General features: G+C 72.4%; 17 protein-coding genes. 9 read left to right on the top strand and 8 right to left on the bottom strand.

What is annotated here, in order from left to right:
- Window positions 1-39 precede the first annotated feature (39 nt).
- Entirely contained in the window at window positions 40-753 is a 714-nt protein-coding gene (locus ABZ386_RS40430; protein ID WP_356674235.1) for a 2-oxoglutarate/malate transporter, read from the bottom strand.
- Window positions 754-800: 47 nt separating this feature from the next.
- Between ABZ386_RS40430 and ABZ386_RS40425 the strand changes: the two genes are divergently transcribed.
- Window positions 801-1,427 carry a helix-turn-helix domain-containing protein gene (locus tag ABZ386_RS40425; protein ID WP_356619189.1) on the top strand — a complete coding sequence of 209 codons (627 nt, stop codon included), beginning with the start codon at window positions 801-803 and terminating at the stop codon, window positions 1,425-1,427.
- 89 nt (window positions 1,428-1,516) lie between these two features.
- Window positions 1,517-1,690: a CsbD family protein gene (locus tag ABZ386_RS40420; protein WP_114257161.1), complete on the top strand. Its 174-nt coding sequence runs from the start codon at window positions 1,517-1,519 to the stop codon at window positions 1,688-1,690.
- Window positions 1,691-1,774: 84 nt separating this feature from the next.
- On the opposite strand, the gene ABZ386_RS40415 is transcribed toward ABZ386_RS40420, so the two are convergent.
- The 4 genes from ABZ386_RS40415 to ABZ386_RS40400 are packed head-to-tail and all read right to left on the bottom strand — an operon-like array spanning window position 1,775 to window position 7,259.
- The gene (locus ABZ386_RS40415; protein ID WP_358968469.1) at window positions 1,775-2,764 is read right to left on the bottom strand and encodes an oligopeptide/dipeptide ABC transporter ATP-binding protein; all 990 of its coding nucleotides are present in this window, start codon (window positions 2,762-2,764) and stop codon (window positions 1,775-1,777) included.
- Window positions 2,757-4,763: a dipeptide/oligopeptide/nickel ABC transporter permease/ATP-binding protein gene (locus ABZ386_RS40410; protein ID WP_358968466.1), complete on the bottom strand. Its 2,007-nt coding sequence runs from the start codon at window positions 4,761-4,763 to the stop codon at window positions 2,757-2,759. The genes ABZ386_RS40415 and ABZ386_RS40410 overlap by 8 nt, the downstream gene beginning before the upstream one ends.
- A 14-nt stretch (window positions 4,764-4,777) precedes the next feature.
- Window positions 4,778-5,704 carry an ABC transporter permease gene (locus ABZ386_RS40405; RefSeq protein WP_355726112.1) on the bottom strand — a complete coding sequence of 309 codons (927 nt, stop codon included), beginning with the start codon at window positions 5,702-5,704 and terminating at the stop codon, window positions 4,778-4,780.
- Window positions 5,705-5,717: 13 nt separating this feature from the next.
- Window positions 5,718-7,259 (bottom strand): ABC transporter substrate-binding protein, encoded by a 1,542-nt coding sequence (locus ABZ386_RS40400; RefSeq protein WP_358968463.1) that lies wholly within the window; start codon window positions 7,257-7,259, stop codon window positions 5,718-5,720.
- Window positions 7,260-7,465: 206 nt separating this feature from the next.
- Between ABZ386_RS40400 and ABZ386_RS40395 the strand changes: the two genes are divergently transcribed.
- Window positions 7,466-10,636 carry an RICIN domain-containing protein gene (locus ABZ386_RS40395; protein WP_358968460.1) on the top strand — a complete coding sequence of 1,057 codons (3,171 nt, stop codon included), beginning with the start codon at window positions 7,466-7,468 and terminating at the stop codon, window positions 10,634-10,636.
- Window positions 10,637-10,703: 67 nt separating this feature from the next.
- On the opposite strand, the gene ABZ386_RS40390 is transcribed toward ABZ386_RS40395, so the two are convergent.
- Window positions 10,704-12,149, bottom strand: coding sequence for a glyceraldehyde-3-phosphate dehydrogenase (locus ABZ386_RS40390; RefSeq protein WP_114257166.1), 1,446 nt, complete (start codon window positions 12,147-12,149; stop codon window positions 10,704-10,706).
- A 156-nt stretch (window positions 12,150-12,305) separates the two neighbouring features.
- Between ABZ386_RS40390 and ABZ386_RS40385 the strand changes: the two genes are divergently transcribed.
- From ABZ386_RS40385 to ABZ386_RS40370, 4 genes are all read left to right on the top strand, one after another.
- Entirely contained in the window at window positions 12,306-13,187 is an 882-nt protein-coding gene (locus ABZ386_RS40385) for a hypothetical protein (RefSeq protein WP_358968457.1), read from the top strand.
- Window positions 13,188-13,354: 167 nt separating this feature from the next.
- Complete coding sequence (locus tag ABZ386_RS40380) at window positions 13,355-13,792, top strand: Fur family transcriptional regulator (RefSeq protein ID WP_351343522.1); 438 nt, start codon at window positions 13,355-13,357, stop codon at window positions 13,790-13,792.
- A 50-nt stretch (window positions 13,793-13,842) separates the two neighbouring features.
- Window positions 13,843-16,068, top strand: coding sequence for a catalase/peroxidase HPI (katG, locus tag ABZ386_RS40375; RefSeq protein WP_351343525.1), 2,226 nt, complete (start codon window positions 13,843-13,845; stop codon window positions 16,066-16,068).
- 165 nt (window positions 16,069-16,233) lie between these two features.
- Window positions 16,234-17,016 carry a carbonic anhydrase gene (locus ABZ386_RS40370; protein ID WP_358968454.1) on the top strand — a complete coding sequence of 261 codons (783 nt, stop codon included), beginning with the start codon at window positions 16,234-16,236 and terminating at the stop codon, window positions 17,014-17,016.
- Between the two features lie 46 nt (window positions 17,017-17,062).
- On the opposite strand, the gene ABZ386_RS40365 is transcribed toward ABZ386_RS40370, so the two are convergent.
- Window positions 17,063-18,448, bottom strand: a complete 1,386-nt coding sequence (locus ABZ386_RS40365; RefSeq protein WP_358968452.1) for a Tat pathway signal sequence domain protein — start codon at window positions 18,446-18,448, stop codon at window positions 17,063-17,065.
- Window positions 18,449-18,565: 117 nt separating this feature from the next.
- Window positions 18,566-20,284, bottom strand: coding sequence for a VanW family protein (locus ABZ386_RS40360; RefSeq protein WP_358968449.1), 1,719 nt, complete (start codon window positions 20,282-20,284; stop codon window positions 18,566-18,568).
- A 219-nt stretch (window positions 20,285-20,503) separates the two neighbouring features.
- On the opposite strand from ABZ386_RS40360, the gene ABZ386_RS40355 reads away from it, so the two are divergent.
- On the top strand, window positions 20,504-21,778 hold the full coding sequence (locus ABZ386_RS40355) for a glycosyltransferase family 4 protein (RefSeq protein ID WP_351343537.1): 1,275 nt from the start codon (window positions 20,504-20,506) through the stop codon (window positions 21,776-21,778).
- 50 nt (window positions 21,779-21,828) lie between these two features.
- Window positions 21,829-22,665 (top strand): transferase, encoded by an 837-nt coding sequence (locus ABZ386_RS40350; protein ID WP_356506021.1) that lies wholly within the window; start codon window positions 21,829-21,831, stop codon window positions 22,663-22,665.
- Window positions 22,666-22,726: the final 61 nt, after the last annotated feature.

Below are 22,726 nucleotides of genomic sequence, written 5' to 3'. Positions count from 1 at the left end.
GCTGCCGGAAGACCCGGCCCACGGCCCGAAGGGCCCCGCTCAACCGCCGGTCGGCGGCCCCGGGACCGGCACCCGGCGCATCAGGGCGAGACCGTAGACGACGAGCCACACCACCCACATCAGCCAGCCGGCGAGGCCGAGGAGTCCGAGCGGGCCGTCGTGGTCGATGACCAGCGGGGTGAGGACGGCCGAACAGGACAGCAGCGCGGCCGACACCAGCCCCCAGCCGCCGTGCCACGGCCGGATCAGCCCCGCCCGCAGGCCGGCGAGGGACAGGCCGACCAGCGCGACCGCCAGGAACGTGCCGTTGAGGGTGAACAGGGCGTCGTGCAGCGCCCACAGGCCGCCGGCCGCGCCGACGCCGTCCGCGGCTGTCGACGCGAGCGCCAGCCGGATCGCGACGACCCCGGCGAAGACGGCGTTCTGCAGGACGAGCCCGGCGAAGCCGAACAGGGCCCATGCCTCGCCCCGGTCCCGCTCGGACCGCCACAGCACACGGACCGCGCCCGCGCCGAACAGCGTGGCCAGCACCCAGGCGACGGGTGTGACCGCGGAGCCGACGCCGACCAGGCCCCCGTGCGCGCGGAAGAACTCCTCCACCTCCGCGATGCCGGTGCCGGTGCGCGGCAGGCCGGCCGGGACCAGGACCACGTTCCCCGCGACGATCAGGAAGGCGAAGCCCAGGGCGGCGAGACCGCTGACCCGGGCGGACTTCACGAGGGCCGGGGCGGTCCCCGGCTGCGTACGTAACATATATTGATTATAGGGAGCGTCAAGCTAATGCGGGGAAGGGACGGAGCATGACCGAGGGGCCGGGGCGGCGACGGTACGACTCCCTGCGCCGGACGGCGCAGGCGCAGCAGACCCGGGCCGACATCTCCCGCGCCGCGCTGCGGCTGTTCGTCACCCACGGGTGGGGTGCGACGACGGTGCGGGACGTGGCCCGCGAGGCGGGGGTGTCCGTGCCGACCGTCTACGCGGCCTACGGGAACAAGTCCGGACTGACCCGGGCGCTGGCCGACGCGGCGGACCTCTCGGCCGGCGTGCCGCAGCTGATCGCCGAGCTGGAGGCCGCCACGACGGACCCCGCCCGGCAGCTCGCCGCGATGGCCGGCTACGACCGGCGGCTGTACGAGCGCGCCGGCGAGGTCATCACGCTCGTCCGGGAAGCGGGACGGTCCGAGCCGGAGCTGGCCACGCTCTACCACGACAGCCGTCTGCGCGGCGACCGGACCCGGGTGCAGGTCTTCTCCTCCTGGCCGCCCGGAGTCCTGCGCCCCGGCCTCGACGTGCCGTCCGCGGTCGACGTCTACGCCGCGCTGTGCAACATCGACGTCTACACCGTGCTGACCGGTGAACGCGGGTGGTCGCCCGACCGCGTGGAGCGGTGGTGGTGCGCGGCCCTGGCCCGCGAACTCCTGAACTGACCGCCGGCGACCCGGCACGTTTGCGCTGCCTCCTCAAGGCAACTCGGACCGTGACACCGAAGTCGGACACGGCTGGGAGTGAAGGAACCGTGGCTGGAGAGCAGAAGGCCAAGGCGAAGGCCGAGCAGGCCAAGGGAAAGGCCAAGGAGGCGGCCGGCCGGGCGGTGGGCAACGAGCGGCTGGAGGCCGAGGGCCGCGCGCAGCAGTCGAAGGGCGACGCCCGGCAGGCCAAGGAGAAGACGAAGGACGTCTTCAAGCACTGAGGTGAGGAACCCGCCGAACGAATGCCGGTGCCGCGTCCCCATGGAGGGCGCGGCACCGGCCATGGCCTGTCCGCATGCGCGAACTCACGCAACCACCTCCAGGGGGAAGTGGCACGCCGCGCCGTGGAGCGGCGCGCCCGGCACAGGCGGGGGAACGGCCTCGGCGCACAGGTCCCGTGCCCGTGGGCACCGGGTCCGGAACCGGCACCCGGACGGCGGGTCGGCCGGTGACGGGATCTCGCCGGTGAGCACGATGCGCTGCCTGCGGCGCCCGCTGCCGGCCACGGGGGACGGGGCCGCCGACAGGAGCGCCTCCGTGTACGGGTGCCGCGGCCGCTCGTAGACCTCTTCCGTCGGACCCGTCTCCACGATCCTGCCGAGGTACATCACGGCGACCCGGTCGGCGAGGTGCCGCACCACGGACAGGTCGTGCGAGATGAACACGTACGACAGTCCCAGCTCGTCCCGCAGGTCGCACAGGAGGTTGAGCACCTGCGCCTGCACCGACAGGTCCAGCGCGGACACGGGCTCGTCGCAGACGATCACCTCGGGCTCCAGCGCGAGGGCACGGGCGATCCCGATCCGCTGCCGCTGCCCACCCGAGAACTCGTGCGGCAGGCGGCGTGCGTCCGAGGCGCGCAGGCCGACCATCTCCAGCAGCCCGGCCACCCGCGCCGCCCGCTTCGAGGCAGGCACGAGCGCGCGGTGGGTCAGCCAGGGCTCGCCGATGAGATCCGCGGCGGTGAGGCGCGGGTCGAGCGAACCGAACGGGTCCTGGAACACCATCTGCACCCGCCGGCGCCAGGTGAGCAACTCCGCCCCCGACAACGCGAACGGGTCGACGCCGTCGTAGCGCAGGCTGCCCGCGTCGGGCCGCTCCAGCCGCAGGAGGACCCTGGCCAGCGTGGACTTGCCGCAGCCGGACTCGCCGACGAGCCCGAGGGTCTCCCCGCGCCCCAGGGTCAGGTCGACACCGTCCAGCGCCCGCAGCCGCGTGCCGCCCCGCAGGGTCCGCCGGACCGTGAAGCTCTTGGCCAGACCCGTGGCCTCCAGCAGTGCCGCGTGCTCAGGCATCGGCCAGTTCCTTCCCGAAGTGGCAGGCGGCGGCCCGGCCGGTCCCGGTGCCGGTCAGCTCCGGACGGTGCGTGGCGCAGCGCTCCCGGGCCAGCGGACAGCGCGTACGGAAGGCACAGCCGGCCGGCACGGCGCCCGGCTCCGGCGGGCTCCCGGGGATGGAGGTCAGACGGGCGCCCCGGTGCTGCTCGGCCGGGACCGACTCCAGCAGGCCACGGGTGTACGGGTGATGGGGTTTGCCGAACACCTCGGCGACCGGCCCGGTCTCCACCACCGTCCCGGCGTACATGACCGCGACCCGGTCCGCGTGCTCGGCGGCGAGCCCGAGGTCGTGGGTGATGAGGACGAGCGCCGTCCGCTGCTCGGCGCGCAACTCGCCCAGGAGGTCCATGATCTGGGCCTGCACGGTGACGTCCAGGGCCGTCGTGGGCTCGTCGGCGATCAGGACCTTCGGCCGCAGGGCGACCGCCGTCGCGATCAGCAGGCGCTGCCGCATCCCGCCGGAGAACTGGTGCGGGTAGGCGTCCGCCCGGGAGCGGGCCTCCGGGATGCCCACGCGCTCCATCAGCTCCACCGCCCGGGCCCGCGCCGCACGCCGGGACAGGCCCTCGTGGATGCGGAACGGCTCGGCGAGTTGCGCTCCGACCGTGTGGACGGGGTTCAGCGCGCTGAGCGCGTCCTGGAAGACCATGGCGAGACCCGGCCCGGCCAGCCGGCGCCGGGCCCGTGCCCCGAGCCCGAGCAGGTCCACGCCGTCCAGGCGCACCTGCCCGCCCACCACCTCGGCGACCGGATCGAGCAGACCGGCGACGGCGTGCGCGGTCATGCTCTTGCCGCAGCCCGACTCGCCCAGCAGCGCCAGCGTCTCGCCCGACCGCACGGCGAAGCCCACCCCGCGCACGACGTGCACGGGACCGGCAGGGGTGTGGACGTCGACCGACAGGCCGTCCACGACCAGGACGCCGGCGTCCGCGCCCGCACCCGAAGGGCGGGCGCCGGGACCGTTCGCGCTGTCCGACCGTGCAGGCCGGCCGCCTGCGGCGGAGCCGTCCGCCGCGGACCGCCCCCAGTCGTCCCGCCTCGCGCCCCGCTCCCCGGACCGCCGCCCGAGTCCCTCCCGCCACCGCTGCCCCGGGTCGGTCGTCAACCGGGCCCAGGAAGCGAGGACGGTCGCCGAGACGGTCGTGACGACGATCGCCAGCCCGGGGAACAGCGCGATCCACCACGCGCTCTGCAACTCCTGCCGCCCCTGCGCCACCATCAACCCCCAGCTGACGTCCGGCGGTTGGATGCCGATGCCCAGGAAGCTCAGCGACGACTCGGCCAGCATCACGAAGCAGAAGTCGAGCGCGGCGACGGTGAGCAGCGTGGGCAGCACGCTCGGCGCGACATGCCGCCGGATGGCGGCCCGACTGCCCGTGCCGAACGTCCGGGCCGCGTCCATGAACAGCCGGCTGCGCAGCTCCGCCGCCTCCGCCCGGGCCGTGCGCAGATACACCGGGATCCGGGCCACGGCCAGCACCAGCACCAGGCTCGCGGCGCTCGGCGAGAACACGTACAGCACGACCACGGCCAGCAGCAGCGAGGGGAAGCTGAGGATCACGTCGGCCACCCGCAGCGACACGTTCTCGCGCCAACCGCCGTGATAGCCCGCCCACATGCCCCACACCGAGCCGATGACGAGTGAGCAGAGCACGGCGGGCACCGCCACCGCCAGGGTCGTCCCCGCCGCGGCCAGCAGCCGCGCGGCGACGGGCCGGCCGAGGGAGTCGCTGCCGAGGACGAAGGCCCAGCCGTGTTCCAGGCTGAAGGGCGGCCGGCCCGGGGCGCGCAGGTTCTGACGGGTCGCCAGATCCCCCGCCAGCAGCGGCCCGAGCACGGCGCACAGCGCGACGAGGATCAGGACCAGGGCCGCCGCGCAGGCGAACCGGTCGCGGAGCAGCAGGGCGAACCACCGCCGCCGTACGGCCGGACCACCGGCCTCGGAAGTGTCGAGCATGTCCCGTCCTTGGCTCATGCCGCCGCCCGCTGCCGTACCCGCGGGTCGAGGAGCGCGTGGCAGAGGTCCACCAGGATGTTGAGGGCGAAGATCGCCAGCGCGGTCACGAGCACCGCGGCCTGTAGCACCGCGAAGTCCCGCTGGAGCACCGAGTCGATCATGAGTTTGCCGATCCCGGGCCAGCCGAAGATCGTCTCGACGACGACCGCTCCGTTGACCAGCCCCACGGCCAGGTCTCCGGCGACGGTGAGCGCCGGCGCGGCCGCGTTGCGCAGGGCGTGCCCGAAGACCACCCGGATCTCGGAGGCCCCCTTGCCGCGGGCCACCTTGACGTACGGGGCGGACAGCGCGGAGACCATGGCGCCCCGCACCACCTGGACCAGCACCCCGAACGGGCGGATCAGAAGTGTGGCCACGGGCAGCACCCAGGCCGCCGCGCCGCTGGTGCCGGAGGTGGGCAGCCAGCCCAGGGTGACCGCGAAGACCAGCACGCCCATGATGGCGATCCAGAAGTCGGGGACGCTGGCGGCCGTCGAGGACAGGAAGGTCGCGATCCGGTCGGTGGCCGAGTTCGGGCGGTAGGCCGCCAGACTGCCGATGACGACGGCGCCCGCGAGGGCCAGCAGCATCGTCCAGCCGGCCAGTTGGAGGGTCGCCGGGAACGCCCGCAGGACGGCCTCGCCCGCCGGCTGTGCGGTGCGCAGCGACTCACCGAAGTCGAGGTGGGCGACCTGGGCGAGGTAGTCGCCGAACTGGGTGATCAGCGGGTCGTCCAGGCCGTTGCGGGCGGCGAACTCGGCCCGCATCTCGGGCGTCGCGCTCAGCGGCAGGTACAGGTTGGCGGGGTCTCCGGTGAGGCGGGCCAGGAAGAACACGCCGAGGACCACGAACAGCAGCGGGATGACGCTGGAGACCGCGCGGCGGCGCAGCAGGGTCAGCACGGGACGTCCTCCCTCAGTCCGCGCGGCGCATGTCGGCGAGCCGCATCTCGTCGTTGGTGGCGGAGTCGGGCCGGTAGCGGACCTTGGGGGAGAGGGCCAGCAGGCCGGTCATGTTGGCCATCACGGCGTCCCGTACGACCTTGTCGCGCTGATGGCTGAAAGCCGCCGCGAACGCCTTCTGGCGTTTGCCGCCCGAGGCGAGTCCGGCCCGCTCGATGAGCGCGTCGAACTCGGCGGTGCCGTAGCTGCTCTGGGCGCCCTTACTGCCGTAGATCTGGCCCATCGTGAAGGCGGCGTCGCCCGCCTGGTTGCCGTGCTGGGCCTGGAGCAGGGTGGGGCCGGTGTCGCCGGCGGGGAAGGGGCGCAGCAGGTACTCCAGCCAGGCGTTGACGTCCAGCATCCTGATCCTGACCTTCAACCCGGCCTTGATCAGGCCGTCCTGGACGACCTCCATCGCCTCGGCGGCCTTCGGGTAGATGCCGTTGCGGCCGATGAGGGTGAGGGTGGTGTCGGTGCGGACCCCGTCGGCGCGGGCCTCGGCGACCAGTTCCCTGGCCCGTTCCGGGTCGTACGGCCACGGCCGGACGCTCGCGTTGTAGCCGGTGACGCCCTTCGACACGAGCTGCCCGCTGGGCCGTCCGGCGAAGACCGCCGTGGTCAACCCCTCCCGGTCGATGGCGTAGTTGACGGCCTGCCGGACGCGGATGTCGTCGAGGGGTGGCTTGCCGGCGTCCATCCGCAGGTACGAGACCTCGTTGGTGGCGAACTCCACGGCCCGGTCACCGGCCCCGTCCTCGGGTGCCAGCCCGATCGCGACGTCCGCCTCGTCGTTCGTCACCATCGCCGCCCGGACACTCCCCTCGGCGCGCCACACGTAGGTGGCCGCGGTGAAGTCGGGGGTCTTGCCCCAGTAGCCGGCGAAGCGTTTCAGCCGCAGGTAACGGCCCTGGTTCCACTCGTCGATCCGGTAGGGGCCGGTGCCGACCGGCTCGCGCACGCGGGAGTCGGGGTCGGTGGTCGTCGGCACGATCTCGACGAACGACAGGCGCAGCGGAAGGATCGGGTCGGGCTTCGCCGTGGTGACCCGGAGCGTGGTCCCGCCGACGGGCGTGGCGGTCAGCTCGCTGTCCGCGAAGATGTAGCCGTCGACGTTGCAGTCGATCCCCGAGTCCGTGGCGCGCTTGATGGAGAACGCCGCCGCGGCCGCCGTGAACGGCGAGCCGTCGTGGAAGGTGACGCCCTCGCGGAGGGTGAAGGTCCACGAAGTCGCCGACGTACGCGTCCACTTGGTGGCGAGGGCGGGCTCCAGGCGTCCTGTCGAGGCGTCGCGCTCGGTGAGCGCCTCCGTGATGTTGGCCCGGGTCACCCGGCCCGTCGCGGTCAGCGAGGCGTCACAGGGTTCCAGCGTGGGCGGTTCCTCGGGCAGGACGATGCGTAAGGCGTCCGGTCCGCCGCCGATGGGGTCGGCGCCGGCGACCGAGCAACCGGAGGCGGCGAGCAGGACGACGAGGGACGTGACGATCGGACGACTGCGGGCTGCGCCTGTACCGGCCACTGTGCCTCCGCGTTCGCTCCCGTACACAACAGAGAACGTCGTTTAGATATGTGGACGGTCATTATTGGGGTGGTGGGCCGGAGGGCGTCAAGGGGCGTGCGTCGATTCCCAACTCGTCCTGCCTCTTGACGTGTTGATTGCCGTCCTCAAATATTCGGGAAGCTCGATTGGTTCTGCGCGGTTCTGTTCGCTCCCGAAGGGAATTCATGTCCAGCAGACGTCGCCTCGCCCGGGCCCTGGCGGCCACCGTCCCCCTGGCGCTCGGGGCGGGGCTCGTGGCCGTGCCGCCCGCCGCTGCCGCCGATCCCCCCGGCAGCGCGGTCACGGTACGGATCGACCCGTCGTACCGGCAGCAGGAGTTCGAAGGGTGGGGGACGAGCCTCGTCTGGTTCGCCAACATCACCGGCGGCTATCCGGAACCCATCCGCCGGAAGCTCGTCGACATGCTGTTCGGCGAGGACGGCCTCCGCCTCAACATCGCGCGCTACAACATCGGCGGCGGCAACGCCCCGGACGTCCGCAAGGACTACATGAAGACCGGCGCGACCATGGAGGGCTTCTGGAAGGCCCCGGAGGGCACCACCCGGGAGGACACCGACTGGTGGAACCCGGACGACCCGGACCACTGGGACTGGTCCGCCGACGCCAACCAGCGCTGGTGGGTGGACCAGGTCAAGCGCAAGGTGACCCGCTGGGAGGCCTTCAGCAACTCCCCGCCCTGGTTCCAGACCGTCAGCGGCTACGTCTCCGGGGGCTTCGACGCCAACACGGACCAGATCCGGGCCGACCGCGTCGACGACTTCGCCACCTACCTGGTCAAGGTGACCGAGCAGCTGGAGAAGAAGCACCGCATCCGCTTCGACACCATCGCCCCGCTCAACGAGCCCAACACCAACTACTGGGGCACCCAGCTCGGCCCCGACGGACAGCCCACGGGCGGCCGCCAGGAGGGCGCGCACGCCGGCCCCGAACTCCAGCAGAAGGTCGTCCTGGCCCTGCACCGCGCACTGGAGAACGCCCGCACCCGCGCCACCGTCTCCGCGATGGACGAGACCAATCCGAGCACCTTCGTCCGCAACTGGAACGCCTACGACAGCTCCGCCCGCGCCGCCGTCGACCAGCTCAACGTGCACACCTACGGCACCGGCATGCGCACCAGCGCCCGCGACAGCGCCAAGGCCGCGGACAAGAAGTTCTGGATGAGCGAGGTCGAGGGCACCTGGGGGACCGGCACCGACTTCACCGGCATGGAACCGGGGCTCGGCATCGCCACCCGGGTCGTCGACGACATCCGTGAACTGGAGCCGTCCGCCTGGGTGCTGTGGCAGCCGATCGAGGACTCCATCCCCCAGGCGGCGGCCGGCAAGAACTGGGGCAGCATCCACATCCCGTTCAACTGCACCGCGAAGGACACCCTGGAGACCTGCCCGATCCGGGCCAACACCAAGTTCCACACCCTGCGCAACTTCACCCACCACATCCGGCCCGGCGACCGCTTCGTGAAGACCGACGACCCCTCCAGCGTCGCCGCCGTGCGCAAGTCCGGCCGCGCGGCGACCGTGGTGCACGTCAACAACGGCACGACCCCGCGCGCCGTCACCCTGGACCTCGCGAAGTTCCGGCGCGTCGCCCCCGGCGCCACCGTGACCCCCGTGGTGACCAGCGCCGAGGGCGCACTCGTCCGCGGCACGCCCGTGAAGGTGAAGGACGCCTCCGCCACGCTGACCGTGCCGCCGAAGTCGGTCACGACCCTCCTCGTCGACGGCGTGTCCGGCACCGCCGAGAACGCCGCGCTCGTCCAGCCCGGCCACGTCTACCGCCTCCAGGGCGCCCAGAGCGGCAAGTCCCTGGCCCCGGCCGCCGACGGCGACGGCGTCGTCGTCCGCACGAACGACCCGGCCGCCAAGTCCCAGCTGTGGACCGTGAAGCGGCTGACCCGCGGTGAGGGCAACCGTGACCGCTACGCCCTCGTCAACGCCTCCGACGGCAGGCGCCTCGGCGTGCGCGACAACGAGGCCGTACTCCAGGAAGCGGACGCACCGGCCGCCCAGTGGATCATGTCGACCACCGGGGACGGCACCTGGACCTTCGTGAACGCCGCCACGGGCCGGCTGCTCGACGTCGTCGGGCAGTCCACGGCGGACGGCGCCCGCGTCTCGGCCTTCCTGCCGACCTCCGCCGCCAACCAGCGGTGGGGCGTCACCGACGAAACGGTGCTCCGTACACAGCCCGCCAGGGCGTTCACCGTCCCCGGCCACGCGCCCGACCTGCCCGCGACCGTGACACCCGTCTTCCGCGACGGCGCCCGGGGCGCGCTCCCCGTCGAATGGACGCTGCCCTCCGCGTCACGCTGGCGCGAACCCGGAACCGTACGGGTGAAGGGCCGGGCGACCGACGCGCTGGGCCGGACCGTCCCCGCCGAGGCGGTCGTCACCGTGGACACCGTCGCCGCCACCCTCCCGGCCCGCGCCAAGACCTACACCGGCGGACGGCCCGGCCTGCCCGCCACGGTCACCGGCGTCGGACGGCACGGCGGAACCGCCGACCTGCCGGTCACCTGGGACGCCGCACCCGCGGGCGCCTTCGACGAGACCGGGGTGGTGACCCTGCGCGGCACCGCCCGGGTCCCCGGCGGAACGACGGCGGCGGCGACCGCACGCGTCCAGGTCACCGCGCCCCGGGAGACGAACGCCGCGCGCGACGAGGGCGTGACGGTCGGCGCGACGTACACCGAGAGCGGCTACTCCGCCGAGGGCCTGCGCAACGGGAACACCTCCGAGAAGGCCTGGTCCAACTGGAAGTCGGGCACGAAGAACCCGTCCGACACCATCACCCTGACCCTGCCGGAGGCGCGCGATCTGACCCGGGTCGTGACCCACTTCCACCGCGACGGCACCAACGTCAGCTTCGCGGAGTCCCTCAAGGTGCAGGTGCGCGGCGCCGACGGCACCTGGGCCGACGCGAGCGACACGGTCCCGGTCGGCACCGAGGGCACGCCCGTGGCCGACGTGCCGGTGCGGGCGAGCGGCCCGGTGACCGGCGTGCGCGTGGTCATGACGGCACGCCCGGGCGGCTACATCACCCTGGGCGAGATCGAGGTGTACGCCAAGGCGCCGGGCACCTCCGCCGACGCCGCCGCGGCCTCGATCGAGGTGGACGGTACGCCGCTGAGCGGCTTCGACCCGGACCGGACGAGCTACCGGACGGCGGTCGACCGCCCGGACCGGGCCCGTGTCACCGCCACCCCGCGTGACCCCTACGCGAAGGTGACGGTCGGCGAGGACACCTCCCGGGGCAGGACGGCCCACGTCGTCTCCGTCACCGCTGAGGACGGCTCACAGACACGGGAGTACCGGATCGAGCTGACCCGCCGCTGACGCGCGAAAGCGCGGGGCCCGCACGCCCCGCGCTTTCACCGGCACTGCTTCACCGGCACCGCGCGGATCAGACCGCCGGAGCCGGGTACGTCGGGTACTCCACGCCCGACACGTGCTGCACGACCCGGATCACCTGGCACGAGTAGCCGAACTCGTTGTCGTACCAGAGGTAGAGGATCGCGTTGTCGCCCTCGACCTTGGTGGCGCCGGCGTCGACGATCGAGGCGTGGCGCGAGCCGATGAAGTCGCTGGAGACCGCGTCGGGGGCGCTGATGAAGTCGATCTGGCGCTTCAGCGGCGAGGTCAGGGACACCTCGCGCAGGTAGTCGAGGACCTCCTGGCGGGTGGTCTCGCGCGCGAGCTGCAGGTTGAGGATCGCGATCGAGACGTCCGGCACCGGCACCCGGATGGAGCTGCCGGTGATCTTCGCCTTGAGGTCGGGCAGCGCCTTGGCGACGGCGGAGGCGGCACCGGTCTCGGTGATGACCATGTTGAGCGGCGCGGACCGGCCCCGGCGCTCGGACTTGTGGTAGTTGTCCAGCAGGTTCTGGTCGTTGGTGAACGAGTGGACCGTCTCCACGTGGCCGCGCTGGACGCCGAACTCGTCGTCCATCGCCTTCAGCGGCGGCACTATGGCGTTCGTGGTGCAGGACGCGCACGACAGGATCTGCTCGTCCGGCTTGATCGTGTCGTGGTTGACGCCGTGCACGATGTTCGGGACGTCGCCCTTGCCCGGCGCGGTCAGCACGACCTTGTCGATACCGGGACGCAGGTGCTGCGACAGGCCCTCGCGGTCGCGCCACTTGCCGGTGTTGTCGATGAGGATGGCGTCCTTGATGCCGTACGCCGTGTAGTCGACCTCGGACGGGTCGTTCGCGTAGATCACCTTGATGGCGTTGCCGTTGGCGACGATCGTGCTGTTCGCCTCGTCGACGGTGATCGTGCCCTGGAACTGGCCGTGGATGGAGTCGCGGCGCAGCAGCGAGGCGCGCTTGACGATGTCCTGCTCGCCCCCGCCGCGCACGACGATGGCCCGCAGGCGCAGGCCGTTGCCCGAGCCGGACTTCTCGATGAGGAGCCGGGCGACCAGCCGGCCGATGCGGCCGAAGCCGTAGAGGACGACGTCGCGCCCCTCGCGGCGCTCGATCTTGTTGGCACCGGTGGCCCCGGCGACGGCCTCGGCGGTGAACTCCGCGACCGACAGACCGCGGTCGTCCTCCCGGTACGTCGCGGCGAGCATGCCGATGTCGATCTGGGAGGGCCCGAGGTCGAGCTCGGCGAGGGTCTTCAGGAACGGCAGCGTCTCGGTGACCGAGAGCTCCGCGCCGGCGATCTGCCGGGCGAACCGGTGGGTCTTGAGGATGCTGACCACCGACTTGTTCACCAGGGAGCGGCTGTGCAGCAGGACCGTCACGTCCCGCTCCCGGTGCAGCTTCCCGATGATCGGGATCATCGACTCCGCGATCTCCTCGCGGTTCTTCCAATTGGTGAACGAGTCCTCGTTGGCAGTCACGAATCCATCTTTCGAGCTAGGCGGCGCTCATATGTTAAACCGTCGATTTCCTGATCATGAACGGGGGTCTCCGGAGCGCTCGGCCCGCTCCCCGCGCGCCCCCGAGGGCCCGGCCTGAGACGATCGGAACGGAGCTTCCGCGCGAAAGGGACGCGCATGGACTACGACGCCGTGGCCGACGAGCTGTACGCCCTGCGGCCGGAGGAGTTCACCGCCGCCCGCGCCGCGGCCGTGGCGGCCGCCCGCACCGCCGGCGACCGGGAACTCGCCGAGCGCATCGGCGCGTTGCGCAAGCCCAGCCTCGCGGCCTGGGCCGGCAACCTCCTGGTCCGCAGCCGGCCCGGCGAGGTCGAGCCGCTGCTCCGGCTGGGAGAGGGCCTGCGCCGGGCCCACCAGGACCTGGACGGCACGCAGCTGCGCGAGCTGAGCCGCCGGCAGCACGCGCTCATCCGCGCCCTGTCCGCGCAGACCCGGCAGCTCGCACAGGAGGCCGGCCATCCGATCGGCGAGAGCGTGCTCCGCGAGGTCGAGAACACCCTGCACGCCGTCCTGGCCGACCCCGGCGCCGCCGAGGCCTGGGCGAGTGGCCGGCTGACCAAGCCGCTCAGCGCCACCGTCGGCTTCCCGGCCGCCGCGGAAGGCGCCGGACCGCAGCCCCGCACACCCGCCGAGGCCCCGGGCCGCCCCGGCAGGAAGGCCGACGACAACCGCTCCGACAAGAAGGCCGACGACCGGCAGCGCAGACGGCTGGCCGAAGCCCGCCAGGACGCCGCGGAGGCGGAGCGCGAGCTGCGGACCCGGAAGGACGAGGCGGCGGCCGCGGGACAGGCCGCCGAGGAGGCGAAGCGGCAGGTGGAACGCCTGCAGCGGCGCGTCGACGAGCTCACCGAGGAGCTGGAGCGCACCAAGGGCGAACACCAGCAGGCCCGCTTCGCCGAGCGGTCGGCCCGCGAGCGGGCCCGCGACGCCGACCGCCGCCTCCGCGAGGCCGACCGCCGGGCCGCGACGGCCGCGGCCCGTCTCGCCCGCCTGACCTAGTGCTCCCCTCGCCCGGCCGGTCCCGCGGTCGCCGCACCCAGCTCCTGTGACATGGCTCACAGACCTCTGCCGAAACGGCCGCCCCACAAGGCCTCACCCGCAGGACACCAAAATTGAACCGTTCGTTTTCTTGAATCAGTCGTGTTTATGCCGCTAGGTTGTCCCGCATGACCGCATCCGGGACCCCGACCACCGCCGAGGAGCTGCGCGGTGCCGGCCTGCGGGTGACGGCAGCCCGCGTCGCGCTGCTCGAGACCGTGCGGGACGGTGACCACCTCGGTGCCGAGGCCATCGCCTCCGAGGTTCGCGGCCGCGTCGGCCACATCTCCGTCCAGGCCGTCTACGAGGGGCTCCACGCACTCACCGCGGCGGGACTCATACGCCGCCTCGAACCACCCGGCAGCCCGGCGCTCTACGAGGGTCGGGTCGGCGACAACCACCACCACCTCGTGTGCCGGTCGTGCGGAGCCGTCGCCGACGTCGACTGCGCGGTCGGCCACGCCCCCTGCCTGACCGCGTCCGACGACCGCGGCTTCGCCGTCGACGAGGCCGAGGTCATCTACTGGGGCCTGTGCCCCGCCTGTTCCACCGCTCGCAGTTCCTGAGCACGTGATCCACCCGAGCACCGTGATCCACCCCGTCCGGAAGGATTTCCATGACTGAGAACCACGACGCGATCGTCACCGACCCGAAGTCGGAGGAGGCAGGAGGCGGCTGCCCGGTGGCGCACGGCCGCGCGCTGCACCCGACCCAGGGCGGCGGCAACCGGCAGTGGTGGCCCGAGCGGCTCAACCTGAAGATCCTCGCCAAGAACCCCGAGGTGGCCAACCCCCTCGGTGAGGACTTCGACTACGCCGAGGCGTTCAAGAACCTCGACCTCGCGGCCGTCAAACGCGACATCGCCGAGGTGCTCACCACCTCGCAGGACTGGTGGCCGGCCGACTTCGGCAACTATGGCCCGCTGATGATCCGTATGGCCTGGCACAGCGCGGGCACCTACCGCATCAGCGACGGCCGCGGCGGCGCCGGCGCCGGCCAGCAGCGCTTCGCGCCGCTGAACAGCTGGCCGGACAACGGCAACCTGGACAAGGCCCGCCGCCTGCTGTGGCCGGTGAAGAAGAAGTACGGCCAGTCCATCTCCTGGGCCGACCTCATGATCCTCACCGGCAACGTCGCCCTGGAGCAGATGGGCTTCGAGACCTTCGGCTTCGCCGGCGGCCGCGAGGACGTGTGGGAGTCGGAGGAGGACGTCTACTGGGGTCCCGAGACCACCTGGCTCGACGACAAGCGCTACACGGGCGACCGCGAGCTGGAGAACCCGCTCGGCGCGGTCCAGATGGGCCTCATCTACGTCAACCCCGAGGGCCCGAACGGCAACCCGGACCCGATCGCCGCGGCCCGCGACATCCGTGAGACGTTCCGCCGCATGGCGATGAACGACGAGGAGACCGTCGCCCTGATCGCCGGCGGTCACACCTTCGGCAAGACCCACGGCGCCGGCCCCGCCGACCACGTCGGCGCCGACCCCGAGGCCGCCTCCATGGAGGAGCAGGGCCTCGGCTGGCGCAGCACCTACGGCACGGGCAAGGGCGCCGACGCCATCACCTCCGGCCTGGAGGTCACCTGGACGGCCACGCCCACCCAGTGGAGCAACGGCTTCTTCAAGAACCTCTTCGAGTTCGAGTACGAGCTGGAGCAGAGCCCGGCCGGCGCCCACCAGTGGGTGGCCAAGGACGCCCCGGAGATCGTGCCGGACGCGCACGACTCCTCGAAGAAGCACCGCCCGAAGATGCTCACCACCGACCTGGCGCTGCGCTTCGACCCGATCTACGAGCCCATCTCCCGCCGGTTCTACGAGAACCCCGACCAGTTCGCGGACGCCTTCGCCCGCGCCTGGTTCAAGCTGACCCACCGTGACATGGGCCCGAAGTCCCTGTACCTCGGCCCGGAGGTCCCGGAGGAGACCCTGATCTGGCAGGACCCGCTGCCGGAGCCCGAGGGCGAGCTCATCGACGCCGAGGACATCAAGACCCTCAAGACCAAGCTCCTGGAGTCGGGTCTGAGCGTCTCGCAGCTGGTGTCCACCGCGTGGGCCTCGGCCTCCACCTTCCGCGGCAGCGACAAGCGCGGCGGCGCCAACGGCGCCCGCATCCGCCTGGAGCCGCAGCGCGGCTGGGAGGTCAACGAGCCCGACGAGCTGGCCCAGGTCCTGCGCGTCCTGGAAGGCATCCAGCAGGAGTTCAACTCCGGCGCCGGTGCCAAGAAGGTCTCCCTGGCCGACCTGATCGTCCTCGGTGGCTCCGCCGCCGTGGAGAAGGCCGCCAAGGAAGCCGGCTTCCAGGTGGAGGTCCCCTTCGCCGCGGGCCGGGTGGACGCGACGGAGCAGCACACCGACGCCGAGTCCTTCGAGGCGCTCGAGCCGACCGCCGACGGGTTCCGCAACTACCTCGGCAAGGGCAACCGCCTGCCGGCCGAGTACCTGCTGCTCGACAAGGCGAACCTGCTCACCCTGAGCGCCCCCGAGATGACCGTCCTGGTCGGCGGCCTGCGGGTGCTGGGCGCCAACTACCAGCAGTCCCAGCTCGGCGTGCTCACCACGACGCCCGGCTCGCTGACCAACGACTTCTTCGTCAACCTGCTCGACCTGGGCATCACGTGGAAGTCGACGTCCGAGGACCAGACCACGTTCGAGGGCCGCGACGCCGCCACCGGCGAGGTCAAGTGGGCCGGCTCCCGCGCCGACCTGGTCTTCGGCTCGAACTCCGAGCTGCGGGCCCTCGCCGAGGTCTACGCGAGCGACGACGCGAAGGAGAAGTTCGTCAAGGACTTCGTCGACGCGTGGGTCAAGGTCATGAACCTGGACCGGTTCGACCTGGTCTGACCGACCCCGCATGACAGGACGCCCCGGGCCGGCCGGCCCGGGGCGTTCGCGCGTCTTCTGAGGGATCGTCAAAGGCCGTTCAAGGTAAGAACATCACTTACCCAACTCTCACCATGAAACGGCAAGAACGGCGATCGCGCCCGGATTCGGGCATACGTTCTGCTCGTGAAGACAGATTCCGCTGCCCACAGAGGCGCCGGCCGTGCACCGCACCCCTTCGCCGGTCCACGGCCGACCACCGGCGGCCCCGTCCGCCGCACCCTGCTGCGCACCGCGCTGACCGGGGCCGCAGCCCTCGGCGCGGGCCTCGGCGCCGCCCGGCCCGCCACCGCCGCCCCCCACACCCCGGGCACCGGTCCCCGGCCCGCCACACCGGGCGAGGCCCTCAACGAGCTGGCCGCCGGCAACCGCCGCTGGCGCGACTACCGCGAACGCCACCCGCACGAAGACCCCGAGATCCGCCGGACGCTGACGACGGCCCAGCACCCCTTCGCGGTCGTGCTCGGCTGCATCGACTCGCGCGTGCCCCCGGAGCTGGTCTTCGACCAGGGACTGGGCGACCTGATGACCGTCCGGACCGCAGGCGAGGTCCTCGACGAGGCCGTGCTCGGCAGCGTCGCCTACGGCGTCCTGGAACTCGGCATACCCCTGGTCGTCGTCCTCGGCCACCAGTCGTGCGGCGCGGTCCGCGCCGCCGTCGAGGCCGAGGAGTCCGGCGGCCGTCTGCCCGCGCACATCCAGTATCTGGCCGACGAGATCAGCCCCGCGATAGACCATGGCAAGGAGGGCGACGCGCGCATCGACGCGACCGTCGACGCCAACGTCCGGCTCGTACGCGCCCGGCTCGCCGCGGAGCCCGACCTCGCCGCCAAGGTCGACACCGGCCGGCTGGCGATCGTCGGCGCCCGCTACGAACTGAGCACCCAGGCCGTCCACCGCATCGCCTGAGAACCGGCCCGGTCCGCCGCACACCACGGCGGACCGGGCCGTCCCGTCACGCCTTGAGCGGGTTGTACCGCGCCGCCGCCATCAGGTACCAGGCGGTCGCGCCCGTGTGCCGGTAGGGGTAGTAGCCGAAACCGAACCCGGTGTCCAGCGGGCTGCTCGCGGACACCACGCCACAGCGCTCCGGCAGCGCCCTGCCGCCCACGGTCTGACCGCCGCCCAGCAGGTCCTGGGCCTTCTCGGCCGACGCGAGCAGACGCCGGGCGCGTGCCTCGTCGCCCCGCGCCCCGCGGTCCCGCAGGGCGAGCGCGAGGTGTGCCGTCCCCTCGAACCACACGCCGTTGCGGTCGGGCTTGGGCTGCCCCGCCGCGATCGGGGCGCCCTCGTCCGCGAGGAGGCTCGCCGAACTGAAGGTGACGCCCTCGTACGACTGCCCGGCGGGGACCGTGCTGTTCGTGCGGCCGGAGTGGTCCAGGACCGCCAGTTCGGCCGCGGCCCAGTCCAGCGAACGGGAGAAGCGGCCGGAGCCGAGCGCGAGGTGCGTCCAGGTCTGGGTGTCCTCCGGGACCGGCGACGTGTTGACCGTGACTCCGTCGTTGGTGCCGGTGTAGAAGAAGCCCCCGGACGGCTCCCACATGCGCCGCACGAACGCCTCGGCCCGCGCCCGCCGCTCCAGCCACACCCGGTCTCCCGTGAGCCGGGCCAGCCGGCCGAACAGGCAGATCAGGTCCGTGTTGTGCTCGGTCGAGGTGAACGGCAGCCGCTGGTTCGCCCCGTCCACCCCGAACTTGTAGCCGCCGAGCGGCTCGTCGGTCCGGCCCGTCCGCGCGATCCACTCGCCGATCCGTACGGCACCCGTGAGGAAGCGGCGCGCCCCGGTGCGGCGGGCCAACGCGCTCAGCGCGATACCCGCCCAGGCCATGTCGCCCACCGCCGTGCCGGTGAAACCGAACTGGGTGCCGACATTGACGGTGCCGTCCGGCCGTACGAAGCCGTCGGGCTGCGGCGCGCCGTCGTAGAAGGTGTACGGGCCGACGTTGTACGCCTGCCGGAGCCTGCCGTCGTCGTACGCCGGGTCGTGGAGCTGCGCGTACAGCAGGGCGTCGCCCAGCGCCTCGGCCCTGGTCAGGCCGTGCGCGGTGCGGGCGGCGAGGTGGGCGAGAACGGCCAGGGCGTTGTCGTACGTGAACGCCGTGCTGAACAGCCCGGCCTGGTCGGTGTAGCTCTGGGCCAGGCGGATGCCGCTGTGACCGGGGTAGGCGTCCATGGCGGCGGCGAGGAAGGCGTACCCCCGGGCCGTCGCGGGACGCGCCCCGGCCCGGCCGGCCGCCAGGGCCGGTGCCGAGCCGACGGTGGTGAGCCCCGCGGCGCTGATGCCGAGTCCGGCACCGATGAGCGAACGCCGGCTGACCGCCGGGCCTTGTCTGCCAGTCATGGATCTCCTCTTGAGAGCGCTCTCAGCCAGTGCGCGCTCATTGTGCTGGCACCCCGGGGGCGGGTCAACGCTCAGCTCCGAAAGGAGAGTTGCGGAGGAAGAGGAACAGCGAGTGGCCTACTCGCAGACGATCTCGTCACGCGGCGTGTAGTGCGTGCGGAACGGCTCCCGCTTCACTTCCCGGCCGCCGTCGTAGAAGACCCGCTCCACGGTGACGTCGAACCCTTCGAGCGGCGTCTGCGGCACGCACTCCTTGTCGTCGCTCACCTTCTTCTCCGGCTTCTTCACCTCGGTGCGCGGGCCCTTGACCGACTTGATCTCGTCGTACTTGCGCGTGCCGAGGAAGGAGACGGTCACGGACGTGTCGGTGGACTCGGCCTGGATGTAGATCGCCTTGCCGGAGTCGTTGGTGAACCTCAGGTCCAGGCTGCCCCAGGCGACCGTCGCCTCGCGGCCCTCGGGGTACCGCTCGATGTAGAAGGAGTGCGCGCCGTGCTCCACGGGCTTGACCCCGGCGAAGAACAGCGCGTTGTACACCGTCGTCGCCACGGCCGAGACGCCGCCGCCGGAGGCCTTCGTGAACTTGTCGTCGAGGATGATGATGCCCTCGACGAAACCGTTCTCCTCGGTGCGCTCCCCGACGGTCCGGTTGAAGCTCCACGTCTCGTCCGGCCTGACGAGGGAGCCGTTGATGAGTTCCACCGCCCGGCCGATGTTCTTCGTGCGGTACTCGGCCGGCTCGAAGTGGACGGTGAAGGAGGACATCTTCTCCGTCAGCCCCAGCTCCGCGGCGTTCTCGCGGGTCACCTCGGGCTGGATCCTGCGCACCTCCACCTCGCCTTCGCGGTCGGCGCCCGACCTCGTGAGCAGCGGCAGCACCGCCTTGCCCAGCGCCTTGTCGGTGACCTCCCGGCCGGGGACGGCGTCCGCGGTGACCACGGCCCGGTCGCCGTCCGCCCGCAGCCTGGCGTTCTCGGCCGTCGTGGTCACCTCGTCCAGGGGACCGGCGACGGCGGAGGCGGCCCGCAGCCCCTTCGCGTCGAGCTCCGGTCTCAGTCTGCCGCTGTCGTCCGGCCGCATGGCCAGGTGCTCGCCCAGCACGTCCGGGCCGACCGTGAACCGCCTGCCGGCCGCGGTGAGCGTGACGGGCGCCGACACGGCCGGCTCCGCGAACGTCCGCACCGCCCGCCGGACCTCGTCGGCCGTGACCTCCGGCCGACTCTCCCGCGCGGGCAGGGCCGTCACCGCGGCGGCGTCGCCGCGCAGGAAGGAGGCGCGCAGGGGTGCCACCGCGGCGTCCACGTCGAGCGCGTAACCCGTGCGCGGCGCGACCTGCTTCACCCGCCCGCCGTCGAAGCCGACGGCGCCCTCCCGCACCTTCTGGTCGAGGTCCTTCGCCAGCTGCCCGAGAGCGGCCCGGGCCTTGCCCTCGTCGAGGCGTACGACCGGCTCGACGGCACCGCCCGAGCGGAAGAACCCCTCGAACACGCCGACCGGGTCGTTGCCGGTGCGCGCCGCCCGGTCGACGGTCTCCTGGATGTCGTAGGAGAGCCCGGCGCGCCGCGGATCGACCGTGCCCGTACGGTCACCGACCTTCACCGTAAGCTCCCGCGCGCCGGCCGCGCCCAGCCGCCGCTCCAGCTTCCGCACCGCCTCCGCGCGGCTCAGCCCCCCGATCTCCACGCCGCGCACCGTCGTACCGGAGTCGATCTCCCCGCCCGTGAGGACCAGCCCCGCGAGGTACAGACCGCCGGCCCCGACGGCCAGCGCCCCGCCGGCCAGGGCGAGGGGCGGGAGGGACGTGATGCGCGGGACGGAGGCTGTTCGGGGGCGCATGGGTCTCCTGGAGATCGAATACGAGGGGGCACCCGATGACGCGACGTTGCTGCGGGCAAACACATCAAGCTATGCACACCTGGGTGGCAATCCGGTATGTCCCAGACCACTTATGTCCGAGATCACGCCCGGACCGGCCGGACCGGCCCGCACCGCCGGACCGGCAACGGAGTGGTAACGGCGAACAACTGTCCGGTGGTTGACACCGTCTAGGCCACCATGAAGATCTCTTTCCTGATTCACAACGCCTACGGGATCGGAGGCACGATCACCACCACGTTCAACCTGGCCGGAGCCCTCGCCGAACGGCACGACGTGGAGATCGTCTCCGCGCTGCGCCACCGCGAACACCCCAACCTCACCCCGGACCCCCGGGTGCGGCTGCGGGCCCTGGTGGACCTCCGCAAGGAGGCCGACCATCCGCTCCACGCCAGACCGGCGAAGGTCTTCCCGCCCGCCGAGTACCGCCACCACCAGTACAGCGAGCTGACCGACGAGCGGATCGGCGCGCACCTGGAGGCGCTCGACGCCGATGTCGTCATCGGCACCCGCCCGGGCCTCAACGTGCACATCGCCCGCCAGGCCCCGCGCCACGTCCTGCGCGTCGGCCAGGAGCACCTCACCCTCGACAACCACTCGCCGCGGCTGCGCACCGCACTGCGCCGCGCCTACCGCGACCTCGACGTCGTCACCACCGTCACGGAGGCGGACGCCGCCGCCTACCGGCGCAAGATGTGGCTGCCCGGCGTCCACGTCGAGGCCCTCCCGAACAGCGTCCCCGACCCCGCCCTGCCGCCCGCGGACGGCAACGCCAAGATCGTCGTCGCCGCCGGCCGGCTGGTCCCCGTGAAGCGCTACGACCTGCTCATCGAGGCGTTCGCCCAGGTCGCCGCCGCGTTCCCGGACTGGCAGCTGCGCATCTACGGCAAGGGCGAGGAGGAGCCCAGGCTGCGGCGGCTCATCGAACAGCTCGGCCTGTGGAACAACGTGTTCCTCATGGGCGCCGCCACCCCCATGGAGGCGGAGTGGGCCAAGGCCTCGATCGGCGCGGCCGCCTCCGACTTCGAGCCGTTCGGCATGACGATCGTCGAGGCGATGCGCTGCGGACTGCCCGTCGTCAGCACCGACTGCCCCTACGGCCCCGGCGAGATCATCCAGGACGGCACCGACGGCCGGCTGGTGCCGGTCGGCGACCGCGACGCCTTCGCCTCGGCCCTGCTGGAACTCGTCGGCGACGACGAACGACGCCGCCGCATGGGCCGCGCCGCCCTGGAGAACGCCCGCCGCTACGCCCCCGGCCCCGTCGTCGCACAGGCCGAACGCATCCTCGAGGAGGCCGCGACGGCCAGGACCACGGGCCGACGGCCCGGCACCGCGCAGGAGCCCCGGGCCGGCAGCCCGCTCACCGGCCGGGGCCACGCCGCCCGCGACGCGGCCCACACCGTGGCGACCGGCGTACTGCGCCGCATCCGCATCCGCGAGGGACGGCGATGAGCGCGCCGGAACCGACGACCATGACGACGAACGCGCCGGAAGGCACCACGATGGGCACCCCGCACGACACCCAGCCGCGCACCGACTGCGCGATCGACACGGACGGCCGGATCACCTTCCGCCTCCCGCCGGTCCCGGCCGCCCGCCCCCAGCTGCTGCTGCGGCTGCGCCCCAAGAAGGGCAGCCCCGAGACGGTCCGCCACCTCCTCGACCTGGCACCGGACCACACCGGGACCCACCTGCACGCCGTACTGGAACCGGACCCGGCCCTGGCCGAGGGCCGCTGGGACGTCTACCTCCTGCCGGAACCGGGAGCCGAACGCCGACGGCTGCGCCCCGGCCTGCGGGACCTGCGCGCCCTCGTCGACGGGCACCTGCGCGACCGGCCCGCGCCGGTCGCCGTCCGGATCCCGTACGTCACCAAGGACGGCTTCCTCGCGCTGCGGGCCTGGCTGCGCACCGCCCACGCCGAGGCCCGCACCATCGACGTCACGGACCGCGCGATGACGGTCACCGCCCGCCTGCACGGTGCCGGCCTCCACGAGGACGCCACCGTGCGCCTGCGCCTGCGCGGCACCGACACCGTACGGTGCCTCAGCCCACGGATCGACGACGACGCCAAGGGCTTCTCCTTCACCGCCGGCCCCGAGGACCTGGCGGCCGACGACGGGGGCGCGGACCGGATCTGGGACGCCTTCGTCCGGCCCACCGCCGACGCGGCGCCGATCAGGATCGGCCGCCTGCTCGACGACGTGGCGGACCGCAAGCACGTGTACGTCTACCCGGCGGTCACCCGCGACGGATCCTCCCTGCGCCCCTACTACACCGTCGACAACGACCTCGCGATCGAAGAGAAGAAGCCTCATTCCCCGATATGCCCGAAATGAAAATCCAGCGGGCTTCGGATGGTTATTTCGGTAGCGGGAAGCGACAGCCATGTGTGGATTC

This window comes from Streptomyces sp. NPDC006140 (assembly GCF_040628815.1).
In the GTDB taxonomy this organism is placed as follows: Bacteria; Actinomycetota; Actinomycetes; order Streptomycetales; family Streptomycetaceae; genus Streptomyces.
The sequence above is the reverse complement of the archived record's forward strand: the minus strand, read 5'-3'. Positions and strand labels throughout refer to the sequence as shown.